This is a genomic window from Acinetobacter sp. ANC 5600 (genome assembly GCF_002018395.1).
Lineage (GTDB): Bacteria > Pseudomonadota > Gammaproteobacteria > Pseudomonadales > Moraxellaceae > Acinetobacter > Acinetobacter amyesii.
The window spans coordinates 84,579-102,051 of sequence record NZ_MVKW01000008.1 but is presented as its reverse complement, the minus strand read 5'-3'; the positions used below and the strand labels follow the sequence as shown (position 1 = coordinate 102,051).

The window sequence follows — 17,473 nt, the reverse complement described above, 5'->3', positions numbered from 1 at the left end:
GAGGGCAAGATCTCAATAAACCCGAAACGTGCGCAAAAATCCATCGGATATTCAAGCTGACCGATTTGACGAGACCGTGGCAGAAAAAAGTCTGTTTTTAATGCAGGTCAACACGTCAAAACTGTCAAATGAGTCAACGAGCTGATGCAGTCTGCATGAAAGAGTGACTCTACCTGACTTAAGTCGATTTTTCACGACACGTTCAGGTCATTATGGGTTGAATGAAAATGTCACAATGATCAACACAGTGAAACAATCTGCACTAAAACTAGCGAAATTATTTATGTTTTTGGTCTTAAGTAATATTAAAAAGTTATAAATAGGATAAAAATGAGTAATAAATCGACAAATAAAACTGAATAAATGAAATATCGCACTATTCTTTTCATGAATCATGAGTTCAAAATATGGGTATTTATTAAATAAATATTGGGTAGTATTTTAAAAAAGTTCAATTAGAATCCAAAAATTGTACAAAAACACATCCTGAGGGGAGACATCGCGGATTGCGATGTTTACTTAAGAAAAATTAGCTTGAGGAACGCTCATGCAGATCGGAATTCCAGCCGAAACTGTTGTCGGTGAAAATCGCGTCGCTGCGACGCCTGAAACAGTAAAGAAGTTGATCAGCGCTGGTCATAGCGTCGTTATTGAACGTGGAGCAGGGGTAAAAGCTGCTTACATCGATAGTGCCTATGAACAAGTTGGTGCCAAAATTACGGATGATGCCTATACCGGTAGTCAAATGATTTTGAAAGTTCGTGCACCTAAAGGTGACGAAATTCAAAAACTCACAGCGGGTACCACCGTTGTGGGGATGTTTGACCCTTACCGCAACACCGAACTTGACCAATTTGCGTCACAAAACGTGTCTGCATTTGCATTGGAACTTTTGCCACGAACCCTATCTCGTGCGCAAAACATGGACGTACTTTCATCTCAAGCCAACCTTTCAGGTTATAGATCTGTGCTTTTGGCTGCGGCAGAATATCAACGTATGTTCCCAATGCTGATGACAGCAGCAGGTACAGTAAAACCTGCACGTGTGGTGATCATGGGCGTAGGTGTTGCAGGCTTACAAGCCATTGCAACAGCGAAACGTTTAGGTGCCGTAGTTGAAGCAACTGACTTACGTCCTACAGCACGTGACCAAGTTGAATCTTTGGGTGGTAAATGGTTAGACGTACCAATGTCACCAGAAGAGCAACAAAAAGCAGCCGATGCTGCGAAAAATGGTTATGGTTGGATGCCGGGTGAAGACTACATTCGTGATCAAGCGATTATTGTTGATAAAGCCGTATCGAATGCTGACATTGTGATTACGACAGCACTATTGCCGGGTCGTGATGCACCTCGTTTAATCAAAGCAGAAACCGTTGCCAAAATGAAACCAGGCTCAATCATTTTAGATATGGCGGTTGAAACAGGTGGTAACGTTGAAGGTTCTGTTTGCGGCGAAAATGTTGTGACTGCAAATGGCGTGAAAATTCTCGGTATTCCAAATATTCCTTCAACAGTTTCGACTGAAGCGTCGGCACTGTATGCACGTAACGTTTTGAATTTCATTGAAACCCTGTTTGATAGCGAAAAGAACTTCGCAATTAACCCTGAAGAAGAAATTCAAAAAGCACTACTTGTCACTCATGGCGGCCAAGTGCTGCTGAAACGTGGTTAAGGAGAATCATCATGGTTGAAACGATTACTATTTTTGTCTTGGCAATCTTTGTTGGTTACTACGTGGTTTGGGGGGTAACACCTGCACTACATACACCATTAATGGCTGTAACCAATGCTTTGTCATCGATCATTATCGTTGGTGCGATGATTCAAACCGTTGGTATCCCAGGTATTGTGGATGCAAGCGTACAGTTCCAAAGCATTAACGTGGTGAGTATTTTAGGTGCGATTGCCGTTTTCCTTGCAAGTATCAACATTTTTGGTGGCTTTGCGGTGACTGCACGTATGCTTGAAATGTTCAAACCTAAGCAAAAGAAAAAAGAGGGTTAATCCATGGAATTCATTAAAGAATATGCGGATTGGTTCTACCTGATTGGTGCCGTTCTTTTTATCTTAACGTTGCGTGGTTTGTCTGGTCCAAAAACTGCGATTCAAGGTAACCGTTATGGCATGATCGCAATGGCAATTGCTGTAATTACTACATTCTTTGTCGCAGATCATCCAGTGATTTGGATGATTGTGGGTGCAATGGTGTTGGGTGCGGTCGTTGGTATTGCACGTGCAAAAACAGTTCCGATGACGCAAATGCCTGAAACTGTGGCACTGATGCACTCATTGGTCGGTTTGGCTGCAGTACTGATTGCGATCGCTGCGATTCTACATAACAACCAATTGACTGCGGCATTCGCGGAGAATGAAGCGGTATTAACAGCAGCGGGTGTAGAACATGCCCACATGAGCAAAGTTCATTTATTTGAATTGTTTGTAGGCTGTTTCGTTGGTGCGATTACATTCACAGCGTCGGTATTTGCTTACGGTAAATTGGCTGCGAAGAAATGGGCAAAAACCATTTCAGGTGGATGGGTAAAACCTGTTCAAGCCTTAATTTTCCTTGCGATGTTGGCGTGTGGTATCTACTTCTTCACTACTGGCAACATGAATGCTTTCTGGGCAATGACTGTTCTTGCACTTGCATTTGGTTGGGTATGGATTGCGCCAGTAGGCGGTGGTGATATGCCTGTGGTGGTATCGTTACTAAACTCGTTCTCAGGTTGGGCAGCAGCAGGGATTGGTTTCACACTTGAAAACAACATGCTGATTGTTGCAGGTTCACTGGTTGGTTCATCGGGTGCAATTCTGTCTTACATCATGTGTAAAGCCATGAACCGTTCAATCATCAACGTTTTGTTTGGTGGTGCAATGGGTGGTACAGCAGTAGCGGCGGCGGATAATGGTGAAAAAGCACAGCGTAATCACCGTTCAGGCTCTGCCGACGATGCTGGCTTCTTGATGTCAAATGCGGATAGCGTGGTGATCGTACCGGGTTATGGTATGGCGCAAGGTCGTGCACAAAATGCCGTGAAAGAATTGTGTGAAATCTTAAAAGAACAAGGTGTAAAAGTTCGTTTTGCGATTCACCCAGTGGCAGGTCGTATGCCGGGTCACATGAACGTACTTTTAGCTGAAGCTGATGTTGCATACGAAGACATTCTTGAAATGGACGAGATCAACTCAGACTTCCCAGCAACAGATGTAGTACTGGTGATTGGTGCGAACGACGTGGTGAACCCAGCGGCAAAAGACGATCCAAGTTCTCCAATTTACGGTATGCCAATCCTTGAAGCGCATAAAGCACGTACCATTATGGTGATCAAACGTTCTATGGCTACAGGCTACGCAGGTCTAGATAATGACTTGTTCTATAACGATAAAACGATGATGATCTTCGGTGATGCGAAGAAAGTTGTGGAAGATATGACAAAAGCCATTAATGGCGGCGGTCATTAATTCATATTGCCAAAGTCCCGCTGTGATAAAGCGGGATTGAGGAAGATTTAAAACCACCTTCGGGTGGTTTTTTGTTTTCTTTGCTTTTATTTTCTTGGCTTTTGATTAATGGATGCTTCACACTAAAAGTGCACAAATATTTAGCGCATCAGGTGCTTGAATCAAATTGATGCGTGTTTTGAAAACAAGGTGCAGATCGATGCGCTGTTTTGTTTCATTAAATTTGATCTCAGTGATTCAAAATATTGTCGCGAACTGGTTTTGTGATGCAATGCATTGAAAAATAATTAATTGTCTGAAATTTGGTATTCTTTTTGCACAGCATGGTTATTCTTGGGGGAATAATCATGAAAAAAACATACTCGATGGCACTGTTTCTGAGTGTCCTGACATCGACTGCATGGGCAGTTGACCCGCAAATCGCCAGTAATATTCAAGACATTCGTATTTCGCTCGACAGTATTTGGGTGGTACTGGGCGGTATCTTGGTGTTCTTTATGCAAGCCGGATTTGCCATGATCGAAAGTGGTTCAGTTCGCAGTAAAAATACCGTGAACGTACTCATGAAAAACTACATGGATGCCTGCTTGGGTGGTCTGGTGTTTTGGCTGGTGGGTTTTGGTCTGATGTTTGGGGTCAATACCACGGGCTGGTTTGGCTTAAGTCATTTTGCACCCGATCAACTGGGTGACTGGCACTGGAACCTTCTATTTTTCCAAATGATGTTTGCTGCAACGGCAACCACTATTGCCAGTGGTGCAATGGCGGAGCGGATTCATTTTGTGGCTTATGTGGTGAGTGCGGCCGTTGTGTCAGGTCTGATTTATCCTGTCTTTGGTAGTTGGGCATGGGGCAGTTTATTTGGCGGAGACGGTTGGTTAAAAGCATTCGGGTTTATCGACTTTGCAGGTTCGACCGTGGTGCATTCTATGGGCGGCTGGGTGGCTTTAGCTGGCATCATCGTACTGGGCCCACGTTTGGGGCGATTTGGACGCAATGGGCAAAGCCATTATTTACCGGGGCATAACTTACCATTAGTGGCATTAGGTGGTTTTATTTTATGGTTAGCATGGTTTGGTTTTAATGCAGGCTCGACCATTAATGCCAATGTCAGCGTAGGACGTATTGCTTTAAATACGCATCTTGCTGCGTGTGCGGCAGCGGTTGCATATATGTTGCTCTGCCTCATCCGATCTAAAGCCATTTTGATCCGCAGCACGATCAATGCCTCATTGGGTGGTTTGGTTGCCATTACGGCAGGCTGTGCAACGATGTCTCCACTCTATGCAGTCATCACCGGTTTATGTGCAGGTGTCATGGTGACCTTCCTGCCAATGCTCATGGAAAAAATGAAACTGGATGATGTAGTGGATGCGGTGACTGTGCATGGTTTCTGTGGCGCATGGGGAACATTGGCGGCAGGGATATTCCTTGAAAATAACATGTTTAATGGCGATGTCATCGCGATACAAGGGCTTGGAGTGATTGCAGCCTTTTTATGGGGCTTTGGCGTTGCGTTCATTGTATTTAAGGTCTTGGACAAATTGTTGGGTGGCTTACGTGTGAGTAAGCAACATGAACAACGTGGTTTGGACTATACCGAACATGCTGAATTGTCTTATCCCGAGTTTCAAAAAGATGTGACTTTTGAAACGGATGATATGACCAAGCGTCATTAACAGGAGTAAAGCAATGAGTACCGAACTGTTGAATTTGGCACAACGCCGCGAAGCTTTAGAAAAAGGCTTACAACAATTTATTCATGGGACTTTACTCGACAGTGCGCTACGGCACTGGGAGCAGCAGTACAGCATGAAACCGTCATTTGTCTTGAATCGCTTCTTAAATGATATCTGTACCACAGAGGAGCTTCGCTTTTATCGTAAAGATATGCTGAAGCAAGTCTTGTATGAGTTATCTACCTTAGAAAAGCAGGAACTGTTAAGGGTTGAAAAACCGCGGGAGCAGGTGCAAGAAGACGAGCTCATTGCAGAGACCATTAGCGAAGCTTTTTTAGGCTTTATCGAGTCAGTCATGCTGACGGTGAAATCTACAGATCAGGCTGATTTCACCCAAGATGTGATTGAGCAATTAGAAGAAATCGGGCTGGCAATTGCGGCAAATGCACAAATTAATTCAGCGAGTTTTGTCGAGTTTTTGCCCTTGACCAGTTATGCCAAAGTTTTAACGAGCATTTATGAAGTGTATTGTGACTTTTATGGCCCGATGCGTGCAGACCAAGTTTATGCTCAAACCAAGCTGAAAATTAAAGCCAATTATCCTGAGGTGGATTTACATCAACTGCTTTAGTGTATGGGGTAAAACACCATGAAGCTGATTGGCCGTGTATGAAATCAAGGGATAAAAAAAGCGACCTAATTAGGTCGCTTTTTTCTGGAAGCTTAAGCTACAGTTTCTGGAGCTGTACGCCATAAGCTTTCTAAATCATAGAATTTACGTGCTGTAGGTAACATCACATGTACCACTACAAAACCGAGATCAATCAGGATCCATTCTGCATCACGTTCACCTTCAACGCCAATCGGGCGGAATCCAGCTTTACGTGCTTCTTCTGCCACGTTGTCTGCAAGAGACTTAATGTGACGAGTTGAAGTACCGCTCGCAATTACAATCGCATCTGCGACATTGCTGATTGCTTTGATATCAAGTTCAACAATATCTTTGGCTTTTACATCTTCAAGTGCTTCACGTACAACAGCTAAACAAGCTTGTACGTCTTTGATTTGCGTTGATTTTGCGAGATCGAGAGAATTAGAAGCGCTGGGCGATGGTTCTAAATTCATAGAGGGTATGATTTCCTGAAAATTATACATGATCTAATATAGCGGTTTTGTTGCTGAATTTCAAATCAACACGTCATTGACCATTGGCTAAATGAGGGAAGTATTTGTCTTTCCACGCAAAAGAATGTGATGAGTTGCTTCGTGGTCGGTATTCAGCAGCGATGTAACCTGTATATTGGCTTTGATCTAACCATTTAAAAATCTCTGCAAATGGAATTTGCGCTGAATCAGGTTCATGTCTCCCCGGACAGTCAGCAAACTGTATATGACCGATATTCTGAATATTTTCTGCCAAAGTACTGAGAATATCTTCACCCATCATCGCCATGTGGTAGCAGTCATATTGCATCTTGAGGGCAGAGTGTTGTACAGCTTCAAGCATTTCCTGAGCTTGGGCAATATTTTGGACCAAAAAGCGCGGCATATCAGTGCCATTAATCATTTCAAATACCGGTTGAATATGATGTTCAGACAACATGTGGCACGCCAGTTTGAGGTTGCTCGACAAGGTATTTAAACATGGCAGCAAGTCAGCATCTTGTGGCTGTTTGCCGGCTAAAATATTGACACTCGGTACATTTAACGCAGTGGCATAGCGAATGCATTGTTCTAAGGCCTGATGAAATTGATTTTCACGCCCCGGAACTCCCGCAAGACCATCACCGCCTTGCATCAAATCACCCGCAGGGACATTGATTAAACACAGGCTTAAATCATTGATGGTGAGTTGGGTTTGGATTTGCTCAATACTCAGCTCATACGGAAACTGAATTTCTACATGCTTAAAACCGTGTTCACGAGCCAAAGCAAAACGCTCTAACAACGGCACTTCGGTAAAAATCATAGATAAATTAACCGCGAGCTGAGTCATGTATATCGTCCTTGAAGCAATTTACTTCTAAAGTGGGAGTTGTTAGTTTTGTACGACATGTTGAATGATGGTGGCTAAATCTTTTTCTGCAAAACCATTGTCCTGATGGGCTTTGAGTTGCGATAAAGCAAGGCTGGCAACAGGGATGCTTAATTCAAACTGGGCAGCCAGTTGGACTGCATTATTCAGGTCTTTAGATAAAGTTTGAACTTTCCATTGCACAGGCTCGAACTGATGCGTTGCCATGCGTGGGGTTAAAATCTGAAAAGGCTTTGAATCTGCAAAACCACCAGCAAGTGCTGGTGCTAATAAAGAGGTGTCTACACCTGATTTCTCGGCCAGTGCGACAGCTTCTGCGATTAACGTGCTATTGGCAGCGACGATTAGCTGATTACAAATTTTGGTGGCTTGACCTGTACCTGAGTCGCCCATGCGAGTAACACGTTGAGATAAAACATTGTAGATCAGACTCAAATCTTGAATCGTTTCAGCATCACCACCGGCAAAGATGACCAAAGTGCCTTGTTCAGCACCTGCTGTGCCCCCCGAAACAGGAGAGTCAATCCAAGTGACTTGTTTCAACTTTGCAGCATGAGCCAATTGATGGGTTTGATTCACAGAAAGACTCGAGAAGTCGACAATAATTTGTCCTGCCACTAAATGATTTTCGATGCTTGCATATACCGCAGCAACAGCAGCATCGTCTGCGAGACAAGATAAAACCACAGGATAATGGGCAATCTTGTCCAATTGAAGCGCCGTCGCGCCAATCGCAACCAACTCATCACACGCAGCAGCAGTTCTGTTCCACACCGCAACTTCAAATCCTGCCTGAATGAGACGCGTGGCCATACGGCTACCCATCAGCCCCATACCTAGAAATGCAATTTTTGTATTACGATCAAACGCCATGTGCTGTACTCAATCTATCCTGTGTGACTATTTTACTTATATTGGCGTGGTAAAAACTGAACCTCTGGGTTCTTGTCTTTTTTACGTGCCAATTGGCTGTTTTTGCCGAGCAGTAATTTTAATTGCCAGATTTTTTCTAAGCGTAAAGATCGTTTTGGACTATGTTCCATGGCATCTAGCACTTGTTTTGCCGCTGCCAAGGCATCTGGTGAACGTTGTGATAATTCTTCGGCTAACTGCTGCGCTTGAAGCAAAGGCTGTTCATTTAAATGCGTCACTAAGCCAATATCCTTGGCATATTCTGCGTCAAAAATACGTGCTGTAAGGGTTAATTCCTTGGCTAAATCCAGTCCAATCACACCTTTGAGCGAGCGGGTTAAACCCATATCAGGGACTAAGCCCCAACGACTTTCCATAATCGACATTTGCGTTTTCGGGTGGGCAATACGGATATCGGCAGCCAAGGCAAGTTGCATGCCTGCACCAAAGCAAAAGCCTTCAAGTGCAGCAATCACCGGCACAGGAAGCTGCTGCCAAATCAGGAAGGCTTTTTGAAATAAACTTTGACCGGGTTTTAACAGTTCCCACGCGGCGTAGGCACGATTTTTCGGATCATTTAGGTCAGCCAAATCAATGCCAGCACTAAATACATTGGCTTCACCCGTTAAAATGACACAGCGTAAGCTACGATCTTTTTTTAATTTTTCAGCGGTGCTGACCAATTCTTTGAGCAATGCAAAGCTCATTGCATTACGTTTTTCTGGACGGTTTAAGTAAACCGTTGCAATGCCATTATTTTTTTCTACACGTAATAAAGTCATGGTAATTACTCTTGTTGTTACTGCGCCCGAGCATAGCATGCACCCTGACAGGATACATGACAGTGCAGTCACAACAGAAGCTGGACGGCACTGACTTTAGTCGGACTGCGCTTAATTATTTTGTTTGGCTAAGATTTGTTGAGCTGCGTGTTCAACTTGCCCCATGACATTTTTTAACTCATCAAAACGGTTCAGGGTTTCTTGAACAAAAGCATCATCCGCTTTACGGCGTTCCTTACGTAAGGTCGATACAAATTGCTCAAATTGACCTGAAACCTCTTGGAGGGTCGGAGCGCCCACATAGCGGGTTGCGCCATAAAGCCGATGTAGCACATGCTCTAATTGTGGAAAATCTTCATCTTCGATGAGCTGTGCCATTTCATGGATTTCTTGTTCAAAGCTATCGACGAGCATTTTCAGTAAATCGACCGCAAGGTCTTCTTTATTCGCGGCCAACTGCAAGCTTTGCTGCCAATCTAAAATACTTGGCTCTAGGGCTTCAATCACCGAACTTCGCTCTAAAACGGGCACTTTCTTAAAGTTATCGGTAGTCCATTGGGTCAAGATTTGAATAATTTGATCCATTTGAATAGGCTTGGTGACATAGTCATCCATACCGCTTTGTAGGAGCTTTTGTTTTTCATCAGAGAGCGCATGTGCCGTCAAAGCGATAATTGGAAGGCGCTTATGATTTTCAAAAGTCGACTCAAGAGAACGAATGGCACGCGTGGTATCGACACCTGACATCACAGGCATTTGAATATCCATAAAGATGAGGTCAAAAGCTGCCAAACCTTGCTCTTGGCGAGCCTGAATGATTTCAATGGCTTCTTGTCCACTTAAAGCCTTAGTGGTTTTAACATTTAACTCAGAGAGCAGGGCTTCAAGCACAATCAGGTTTGGTAAATGGTCGTCGACTGCCAAAATATGCAGACCTTGACCATTAAATTCTTCATGTTGCTCTTGATCAAACCACGGCTCATTACTCAACAACTGAATCAGCGCTGTACGGCTGAGTGGTTGATGCAATGGACGGGCACGGTACTCGTTCAACATGTTTGGATCGAGCATCATTTGGTAGCCATAAACCGCTAAGTTACCGCTATAACGATGACGAATTTCTTTGAGTAAGGCTTCAGAGTCGCCGCTATGATCGACGATCAACCAAGTATTTTCATTGGTTTGCAACTGATTGAGGCGACTAAATAAATCTAGGATTGACTGCGTTTCAATATGTTCAACATCATAATTTTCTAAATAATGACGTAGGACATTGGCAGTTGCTGGATGTGCCAAGTAGGAAACGACTTGGAGATTGCTAAATTGTGGATGCACAATTTCAATTTCATCATCGACCATAAAGCGCGCAGTAAACCAGAAGGTTGAGCCTTTTTCTGTTGGGGCACGTTCTTGGTTATCTTCAAAACCAATTTGTCCATGCATCAGGCTGACCAATTGCTTGGAAATGGCAAGACCTAAACCTGTACCACCAAATTGGCGGGTCACAGATGCATCACCTTGCGAGAAGGATTCAAACAGTTTCTTACGGTCGGTACCGCTTAGGCCGATACCACTGTCTTGCACACTAAAGTGCAGCAGACATTGACCGATGTCATCATGCTCCATACGGACACGGACAATAATTTCACCATCTGGAGTGAATTTAATTGCATTTGAAATTAAGTTGGTCAAAATTTGCTTGAAGCGTAGGACATCACCAACCACAAATTTCGGCACATTGTCCGCATAGTAGAAGGTCATATCGATGTGTTTTTGTGCTGCCAATGGCGACAACATATCCATCACATCAAAGACGGCTTCTTCTAAGTCGAATTGCGCAGTTTCGAGTTCTAGTTTGCCTGCATCGATTTTCGAGAAATCAAGCACGTCATTAATTAAAGCCAATAAATGCGCAGAAGATTTACGAATCGTTTGTAGATATAAATTTTGTTCATTACTGAGGTTGCCTTGGCGCAGTAAAAGATGAATAAAGCCATCAATACTGTTCAGCGGTGTGCGCAGTTCATGAGAAATATTGGCCAAAAACACCGATTTTGATTGGTTGGCTTGAATTGCTTGGTCACGTGCTTGACGGTAGGTAATATTTTGCACTTCTAAAGTATCAAGCGTGCGTCTTAAGTCATCTTCCGTTTGTTCGGTATGTTCACGTAGCTCTAAGAAACTGAAATGTAAGCGTTTAACCACATTAGCTATATCACGCTGTAATAACCGGAGTTCTCCAGTACTGTTAATGATCATGTGCTGATCTAGAGTGTCGGCATTTAAACGTTGTAACTGCATGCGAATTTCGTACATTGGTGCGATCCAACGACGTGAATAAAAATTCAAACACAGCAAAAGTAATAAGAGCGTCAATAAACCCGTTGCAATCAACACGATTAACACGCGATAGCGGGCAATTTGCAGCGGTTGATTGTCCAGTTCAATGCTTAACCATGCCGGCGTCTGGGTTGAATCTGAAATTTTCAGGGCATAAATATGGTTGCCCTGATGTGCAATCGGTCCGATAAAAGATGCTTTACTGTCAAAAGCAGGCCAAATATCTTGATCTTGAAAGCCAATGCTCAGGCGGTTGTTACCTTTAAGATCTAAAATCGCGGCACGAATCAAATGTTTTTCGTTCAACATGCTTTGCATGGCATTACGAGCTTGATCAAACTGCCAAGGGTAATGATTCAGCAAATCAATCGCAGATTCTGACGTGGGTTGATAGCGTGTCAGAATCGCGACAGCCATTTGTTTTTGTTGTGCTTTGGCTGCATTGGAGGTTTCTGTTATTACCAACATCGCACCGACACAAGCCAAAATGGTGATCGGCACGAAAATAAGTGCAATCAACTGACCATAGGCATGATTTAAGTGTAGGCGTTTAAAAAGCTTTTTGTTGATATTTGACATGGTTTAAGCAGTTTATTCCTTATGCCCCGAATATTAGCATGGATTATTTAAAACTGATTGTGCTTTAATCACTTTCGCGAAAAAGCGAGGCAAATGGGTGCAGGCAAAGGCATTTTTTCATACAATAGGCGCACCTCGATATAGGTGTGAATAATGAGTAATACAACCCCTGATTTTCAAGCAGACGATTTTTTATTAGACCATTACGTCGGCAACACGCCGTTAGTGCGTTTACAGCGTCTGGCAAGTCATACTCAAGCAACAGTATTAGCCAAGTTAGAAGGCAATAACCCAGCGGGTTCGGTCAAAGATCGCCCTGCATATAACATGATTATGCAAGCGGAAAAGCGTGGTCAGATTAAACCGGGTGATACGTTGATTGAAGCGACGAGCGGAAATACAGGGATTGCTTTAGCTATGGTTGCAGCAATGCGTGGCTATAAAATGACCTTGATCATGCCTGCAAGTTCTAGCCAAGAGCGTAAAGATGCCATGCGTGCCTACGGTGCTGAACTGATCGAATCTGAAAACATGGAAGAAGCACGTGATCTTGCCCTTCAAATGGAAAAAGACGGCAAAGGTTTAGTCCTAAACCAGTTTGGTAACCCGGACAATGTGGAAGCACATTACCTCACTACGGGGCCTGAGATTTGGAAACAAACAGGCGGTAAAATTACACATTTCGTCAGCTCAATGGGAACCACTGGGACCATTATGGGGATTTCGAAATATTTAAAAGAACAAAATCCGGATATTCAAATTGTCGGTTTACAACCGTCTGAAGGCTCAAATATTGCTGGTATTCGCCGTTGGCCACAAGAATATCTTCCTACGATTTTTGACCCTTCACGTGTTGATCGCATTATGGATATTCCGCAAATTGAAGCGGAAAAAACGGCTCGTCGTTTAGCACGTACAGAAGGTATCAGTGCAGGTACCTCATCGGGTGGTGCGGTATGGGCTTCAGTTAAATTGGCTGAAGAAAATCCGGATGCCGTGATTGTTTGCATCGTATGTGACCGTGGTGACCGTTACTTGTCGACTGGTCTATTCTCTGTTGTTGATCCTGAATAATTACAGTGGCCGATCGGCACTGGTGAGTACTTATGCGTTTACCTGTTTTAATTTTTGATATCGAAACACTGACAGATTTGAAGTCAGGTGCGCATTTGTATGGACTGGATCTGCCTGAGGTGGATCTAGATGCTGCGCTGACTAAACTGCGTCGCCAAGAGGCGGGCACGGATTTTCAGCGTTTGGCCTTGCATGAAATTGTCTGTATCTCTGGACTATGGATTGATGAAAAGGGCATGAAGTTGTTTTCATTTAGCCGTGAAGACAATAGCGAAGCTGAAATTTTAAAAAAATTCGTTTCTATTTTTGAAAAGCGTCATCCGACCTTGGTCAGTTGGAACGGTTCACAGTTTGATTTGCCTGTGATTTTGTTCCGTGCCATGTATCACGGACTATCTGCACCAAGTTTGTTCGATCAGGGCGAGATTGATACGCAAAAGCGCTATAATAACTACCAGAATCGTTATCATCATCGTCATGTAGATTTGATGGATGTCATGGCCATGTTCCATGGTCGTCATTTTCAAAAACTTGACGATGCAGCACATTTACTCGGTTTCCCCGGTAAACGTGGTGATGGTGGCTACCATGTGCCTGAATATGTACGTGAACAACAGTGGACAGAACTGACCAGCTACTGTGAAGGCGATGTGCTCAATACATGGTTGATTTATTTACGCTGGCTGTTGCTGAAAGGACAGTTATTATTGAATGATCATCAGCACTTGATTCAAAGTACGATTCAATATTTACAAACTCAGCCGCAACACGCTGACTTTTTATTGGTATGGCAGCAAACCTCGCAACGTACCGAATTCACCCAATCTGATTTCCCATCTTCCACACATTAGGTACGCATGAAACACAAAGCCAAACCCCAAAAAGCCCAACAACCCATTTATACATTTCAGGTTGAATCGCTTTCACATGAGGGGCGAGGCATAGCGCACTTTGGCACGCATCCAGATCATCCTGCAGAAAAACACGGTAAGAAAGTCTTTATCCGTTATGCCTTGCCGGGTGAAACAGTGCGTGCGCGTATTACCAATGTCGTTAAGCGTCTTGAAGAAGCAGACAGTCTGGAATTGCTGAGTGAAGAGTCTGCTCTACGGGTTAAACCGGCCTGCCCACATTATGGGGTCTGTGGTGGGTGTAGCATGCAACATATCCATCCCGACGAGCAAATTCGTTTAAAACAAGATGTTTTACAATCACATTTGCAACATTTTGCCGGCATTCAGCCTGATCAATGGTTAGCTCCTTTACGTTCATTGCGTGAAGATTACCGTCGTAAAGCGCGTATTGGTGTGCGTTACCTACCTGCAAAAGATAAGCTCGTGGTCGGCTTTCGTGAGAGCCAGTCAAATAAACTGACTTCGATTGACCGTTGTATGGTGTTGGATCGTGAGTTTGGCTCAATCACCACACTCAAACAACTGTTACAAGGTTTGCAAGGTAAAGCAGATATTGGGCATATAGAACTGGCCATGGGAGATCAAGAAATTGCTCTCCTGATTCGTCATACGGCGGAACTTTGCGCGGAAGATGTCAACCAATTAGTAAAATTTGCGTTACATAAAGAGTGGCAACTGTACTTACAACCTGAGGGACCGGACAGCTTACATCGTGTGGATCATCCCGATGCACCGATGCGTCTGCACTATGGTCTAAGTGACTTTGCTGTGGAATTTGGCTTTAATCCTCAAGACTTCACGCAAGTGAATTCCACGATTAATCCGCAAATGGTGAAACTGGCATGTGAATTGCTTCAGTTACAACAGGGTGAGCGAGTTCTAGATCTGTTTTGTGGCTTAGGAAACTTTTCTTTACCACTTGCTCAATGTGTGGGTTCAACGGGTCAAGTCGTTGCAGTTGAAGGGAGTGAAGAAATGGTTCTGCGTGGTGCAGAAAATGCACAAAACAATGGCCTTTCGCAACTGAAATTTTATTCACAAGATTTAACAAAAGATTTTTCGCATCATTCTTGGGCAAAACAAGGATTTGATGCATTATTGATAGACCCACCACGATCTGGTGCAGAAGAAATAATGCGTTATGTGCCCAAATTTGGTGCAAAAAGAATCGTTTATGTGTCATGTAATCCTGCAACACTAGCACGCGATGCTGGAATGCTGGTACAACAAGGCTACCGTTTGAAAAAAGCGGGTGTCATGGACATGTTTACCCATACAGGGCATGTCGAATCGATTGCTTTGTTCGAAAAAGAAAATCAGATAAACGATTAAAAGTTATGAAGCGTAGAAAACTAGGAGTAGGGTATGGTCACAGTACGTGAACAATTACCTGGACGTCTCAATGAGCTGTCTCAGGAAACGACTGTAGAACATGCCGAGCAAGCACAGCATGATTTAGCTGAATGGCTAGAGCGTGTGAGTGGCATGTTTGACGGGGCTCCTCTAAAGCAACTCGAAGAAGTTGCACATCTGACCTTACAGAATGAACTTGAAACAACGGTCAACCATCGCTCAAATACCTTCTATACGGGTATTGAAATGGCGGATATTCTTGCTCATCTGTATGCGGATGAAGATACGTTATCAGCAGCCATGCTGTATCGAAGTGTTCGTGAAGGCGTAACCAGTTTAGAAGAAGTCCAAAGCAAATTTGGCGATCAAGTGCATGCTTTGGTCAAAGGCACGCTTGCTATGGGTAAGTTGTCTGATCTGATTGAGCAAAATAAACGTCTAGAAGATCATTTTAATAATAACCAGCGTGAACATTTGACCGGCATTTATAAAATGCTGATTTCGGTGACCGAAGATGTTCGTGTTGTATTAATCAAACTTTCTGAACGTACCTATGCATTACGTGAGCTAGCGCATTCAACCAAAGAACGTCAAGAGCGTGTCGCACGAGAAATTTTAACCATTTACTCGCCGCTCGCGCACCGTTTAGGGATTGCACAGCTTAAGTGGGAGCTTGAAGATCTTGCTTTCCGTTATCTTGCACCTGAACGCTATAAAGAAATTGCCTCTTTACTGAATGAAAAACGTTTAGAGCGTGAGCAATATATTCAGTTCGTGACAGAAAAGTTGCGTAAAGAACTATTAGATCATGGCATTGAGGCCGAGATTAATGGTCGGGTGAAACACATTTATTCGATTTATCGAAAAATGAAGAGTAAGAACCTGAGCTTTGATCAGCTTTATGACATTCGAGCAGTTCGCGTTTTGGTGGATAATGTACCTGAGTGTTATCACACACTGGGGATCGTTCATCAGATTTGGCGTCATATTCCGCATCAGTTCGATGATTATATTACTAACCCGAAAGCCAATGGTTATCGCTCACTGCACACGGCCGTGATTGCAGAGAACAAATCTTTAGAAGTGCAAATTCGTACGCATAATATGCACGAAGAAGCTGAGCTCGGGGTGTGTTCGCACTTTAACTATAAAGAAGGTTCTAAAACCACAGATTATTCATTTAATCATCGCTTACATTCTTTACGTGCAGTGCTTGAACATTATCAAGAACGAAATGATGCTAGCGCCCATAAAGAAGATGAGGCTTCTGAAAACTTCGAACAAATCCAAGAGTTTGAAGATTTTGAGAAAATCTATGTGTTCAGTCGTGATGGTGATATCAAAGAATTACCACGCGGTTCGACCGTGCTTGACTTTGCCTATCATGTGCATACTGAAGTGGGCAACAAGTGCTATGCAGCACGGGTGAACCAACGTTATGTACCTTTAACCTATACCCTAAAAACTGGGGAACAGGTCGAGATTTTAACCAAGAAAGATCGTGAGCCTAACCGAGATTGGTTGGTAAACTCGCTGGGTTATATCAAGACGGCTCGTGCACGTGATAAGTTGCGTCATTGGTTCCGTCAGCAAGACCGTAGTAAAAACTTGGAAGTGGGACGTGAGATTCTTAATAAAGAATTGTCACGTTTGGCGATTCACCCGAAAAGTATCGATTTGAATGATTACTGCAATCATTTTAATGTGAAATTGGGTGAAGATATATTGATTGGCTTGGTGAGTGGTGACATTAGCTTGCATGCTTTAATCAATCAGGTTAACCGTCATATGCACCTCGATCAGGATGAGCCTGAACTGGTGTTAAAACCAACCTTGAACCCACGTGCAAGTCATACGCTTTCGGCGCATGGTATTTTGATTGATGGTTTGGACAATGTAGAACTACACATTGCTCAGTGTTGTCAGCCTGTGCATGGTGAATCGATTGCTGGTTATATCACCCTGAATCGTGGCGTAAGTATCCATAAGGTCGCATGTCCGGATTATATCCGTATGATTGGGCAAGAGCCTGAACGTGCGGTTGAAGCGGATTGGGAAATGCAGCCAACTCGTGGTCAAAGTGTGCAAATCGTGGTGGAAGCTTATGACCGTCGTGGTTTGCTTAAAGATCTGACTCAAGTGATTTTCTCAGACCAAATCAATATTCGTCAGGTGAATACCATTTCCGAGAGTGATGGTATTGCCAATATGAAGCTGTTGATTGAAGTGAAGGGCTTGGCGCAGTTGTCGAAACTGTTGGCACGTCTAGAGCAACAACCTGGCATTATCAGCGCCCGTCGATTGGTGCAAGGTAGCTAAAAATAAAGTTGTATAAAAAAC

14 protein-coding genes are annotated in these 17,473 nt (G+C 43.5%); 9 read left to right on the top strand and 5 right to left on the bottom strand.

Annotated features, from left to right (window positions below):
- Nucleotides 1-547: 547 nt before the first annotated feature.
- From B1201_RS14710 to B1201_RS14690, 5 genes are all read left to right on the top strand, one after another.
- Complete coding sequence (locus tag B1201_RS14710) at nucleotides 548-1,675, top strand: Re/Si-specific NAD(P)(+) transhydrogenase subunit alpha (protein ID WP_078194193.1); 1,128 nt, start codon at nucleotides 548-550, stop codon at nucleotides 1,673-1,675.
- A gap of 11 nt (nucleotides 1,676-1,686) precedes the next feature.
- On the top strand, nucleotides 1,687-2,007 hold the full coding sequence (locus tag B1201_RS14705) for a proton-translocating transhydrogenase family protein (protein ID WP_078191287.1): 321 nt from the start codon (nucleotides 1,687-1,689) through the stop codon (nucleotides 2,005-2,007).
- A gap of 3 nt (nucleotides 2,008-2,010) precedes the next feature.
- A complete protein-coding gene (locus B1201_RS14700) occupies nucleotides 2,011-3,465 on the top strand; it encodes an NAD(P)(+) transhydrogenase (Re/Si-specific) subunit beta (protein ID WP_078191286.1) in 1,455 nt (484 codons plus the stop codon).
- Nucleotides 3,466-3,830: 365 nt separating this feature from the next.
- Nucleotides 3,831-5,144, top strand: coding sequence for an ammonium transporter (locus B1201_RS14695; protein ID WP_143221712.1), 1,314 nt, complete (start codon nucleotides 3,831-3,833; stop codon nucleotides 5,142-5,144).
- 13 nt (nucleotides 5,145-5,157) lie between these two features.
- A complete protein-coding gene (locus B1201_RS14690) occupies nucleotides 5,158-5,775 on the top strand; it encodes a hypothetical protein (RefSeq protein WP_078194191.1) in 618 nt (205 codons plus the stop codon).
- A 92-nt stretch (nucleotides 5,776-5,867) separates the two neighbouring features.
- Here the strand turns inward: B1201_RS14690 and rsfS are convergent, their stop codons facing one another.
- The 5 genes from rsfS to B1201_RS14665 all read right to left on the bottom strand — a co-directional run bounded on the left by rsfS (nucleotide 5,868) and on the right by B1201_RS14665 (nucleotide 11,792).
- Complete coding sequence (rsfS, locus tag B1201_RS14685; RefSeq protein ID WP_078194190.1) at nucleotides 5,868-6,269, bottom strand: ribosome silencing factor; 402 nt, start codon at nucleotides 6,267-6,269, stop codon at nucleotides 5,868-5,870.
- A 73-nt stretch (nucleotides 6,270-6,342) separates the two neighbouring features.
- Complete coding sequence (locus B1201_RS14680; protein WP_078194189.1) at nucleotides 6,343-7,140, bottom strand: hydroxypyruvate isomerase family protein; 798 nt, start codon at nucleotides 7,138-7,140, stop codon at nucleotides 6,343-6,345.
- Nucleotides 7,141-7,182: 42 nt separating this feature from the next.
- Nucleotides 7,183-8,052, bottom strand: coding sequence for an NAD(P)-dependent oxidoreductase (locus B1201_RS14675; RefSeq protein ID WP_078194188.1), 870 nt, complete (start codon nucleotides 8,050-8,052; stop codon nucleotides 7,183-7,185).
- 32 nt (nucleotides 8,053-8,084) lie between these two features.
- A complete protein-coding gene (locus B1201_RS14670; RefSeq protein ID WP_078194187.1) occupies nucleotides 8,085-8,873 on the bottom strand; it encodes a crotonase/enoyl-CoA hydratase family protein in 789 nt (262 codons plus the stop codon).
- 111 nt (nucleotides 8,874-8,984) lie between these two features.
- On the bottom strand, nucleotides 8,985-11,792 hold the full coding sequence (locus B1201_RS14665) for an ATP-binding protein (protein WP_078194186.1): 2,808 nt from the start codon (nucleotides 11,790-11,792) through the stop codon (nucleotides 8,985-8,987).
- A 153-nt stretch (nucleotides 11,793-11,945) separates the two neighbouring features.
- Between B1201_RS14665 and cysM the strand changes: the two genes are divergently transcribed.
- From cysM to B1201_RS14645, 4 genes are read left to right on the top strand one after another with little or no spacing between them, the layout of a single operon-like run.
- Nucleotides 11,946-12,866: a cysteine synthase CysM gene (gene cysM / locus B1201_RS14660; protein ID WP_078191278.1), complete on the top strand. Its 921-nt coding sequence runs from the start codon at nucleotides 11,946-11,948 to the stop codon at nucleotides 12,864-12,866.
- Nucleotides 12,867-12,898: 32 nt separating this feature from the next.
- Entirely contained in the window at nucleotides 12,899-13,717 is an 819-nt protein-coding gene (locus tag B1201_RS14655) for a 3'-5' exonuclease (RefSeq protein WP_078194185.1), read from the top strand.
- A gap of 6 nt (nucleotides 13,718-13,723) precedes the next feature.
- Nucleotides 13,724-15,112 carry a 23S rRNA (uracil(1939)-C(5))-methyltransferase RlmD gene (gene rlmD, locus B1201_RS14650; protein ID WP_078194184.1) on the top strand — a complete coding sequence of 463 codons (1,389 nt, stop codon included), beginning with the start codon at nucleotides 13,724-13,726 and terminating at the stop codon, nucleotides 15,110-15,112.
- Nucleotides 15,113-15,145: 33 nt separating this feature from the next.
- Nucleotides 15,146-17,452: a RelA/SpoT family protein gene (locus B1201_RS14645; RefSeq protein ID WP_078194183.1), complete on the top strand. Its 2,307-nt coding sequence runs from the start codon at nucleotides 15,146-15,148 to the stop codon at nucleotides 17,450-17,452.
- Nucleotides 17,453-17,473: the final 21 nt, after the last annotated feature.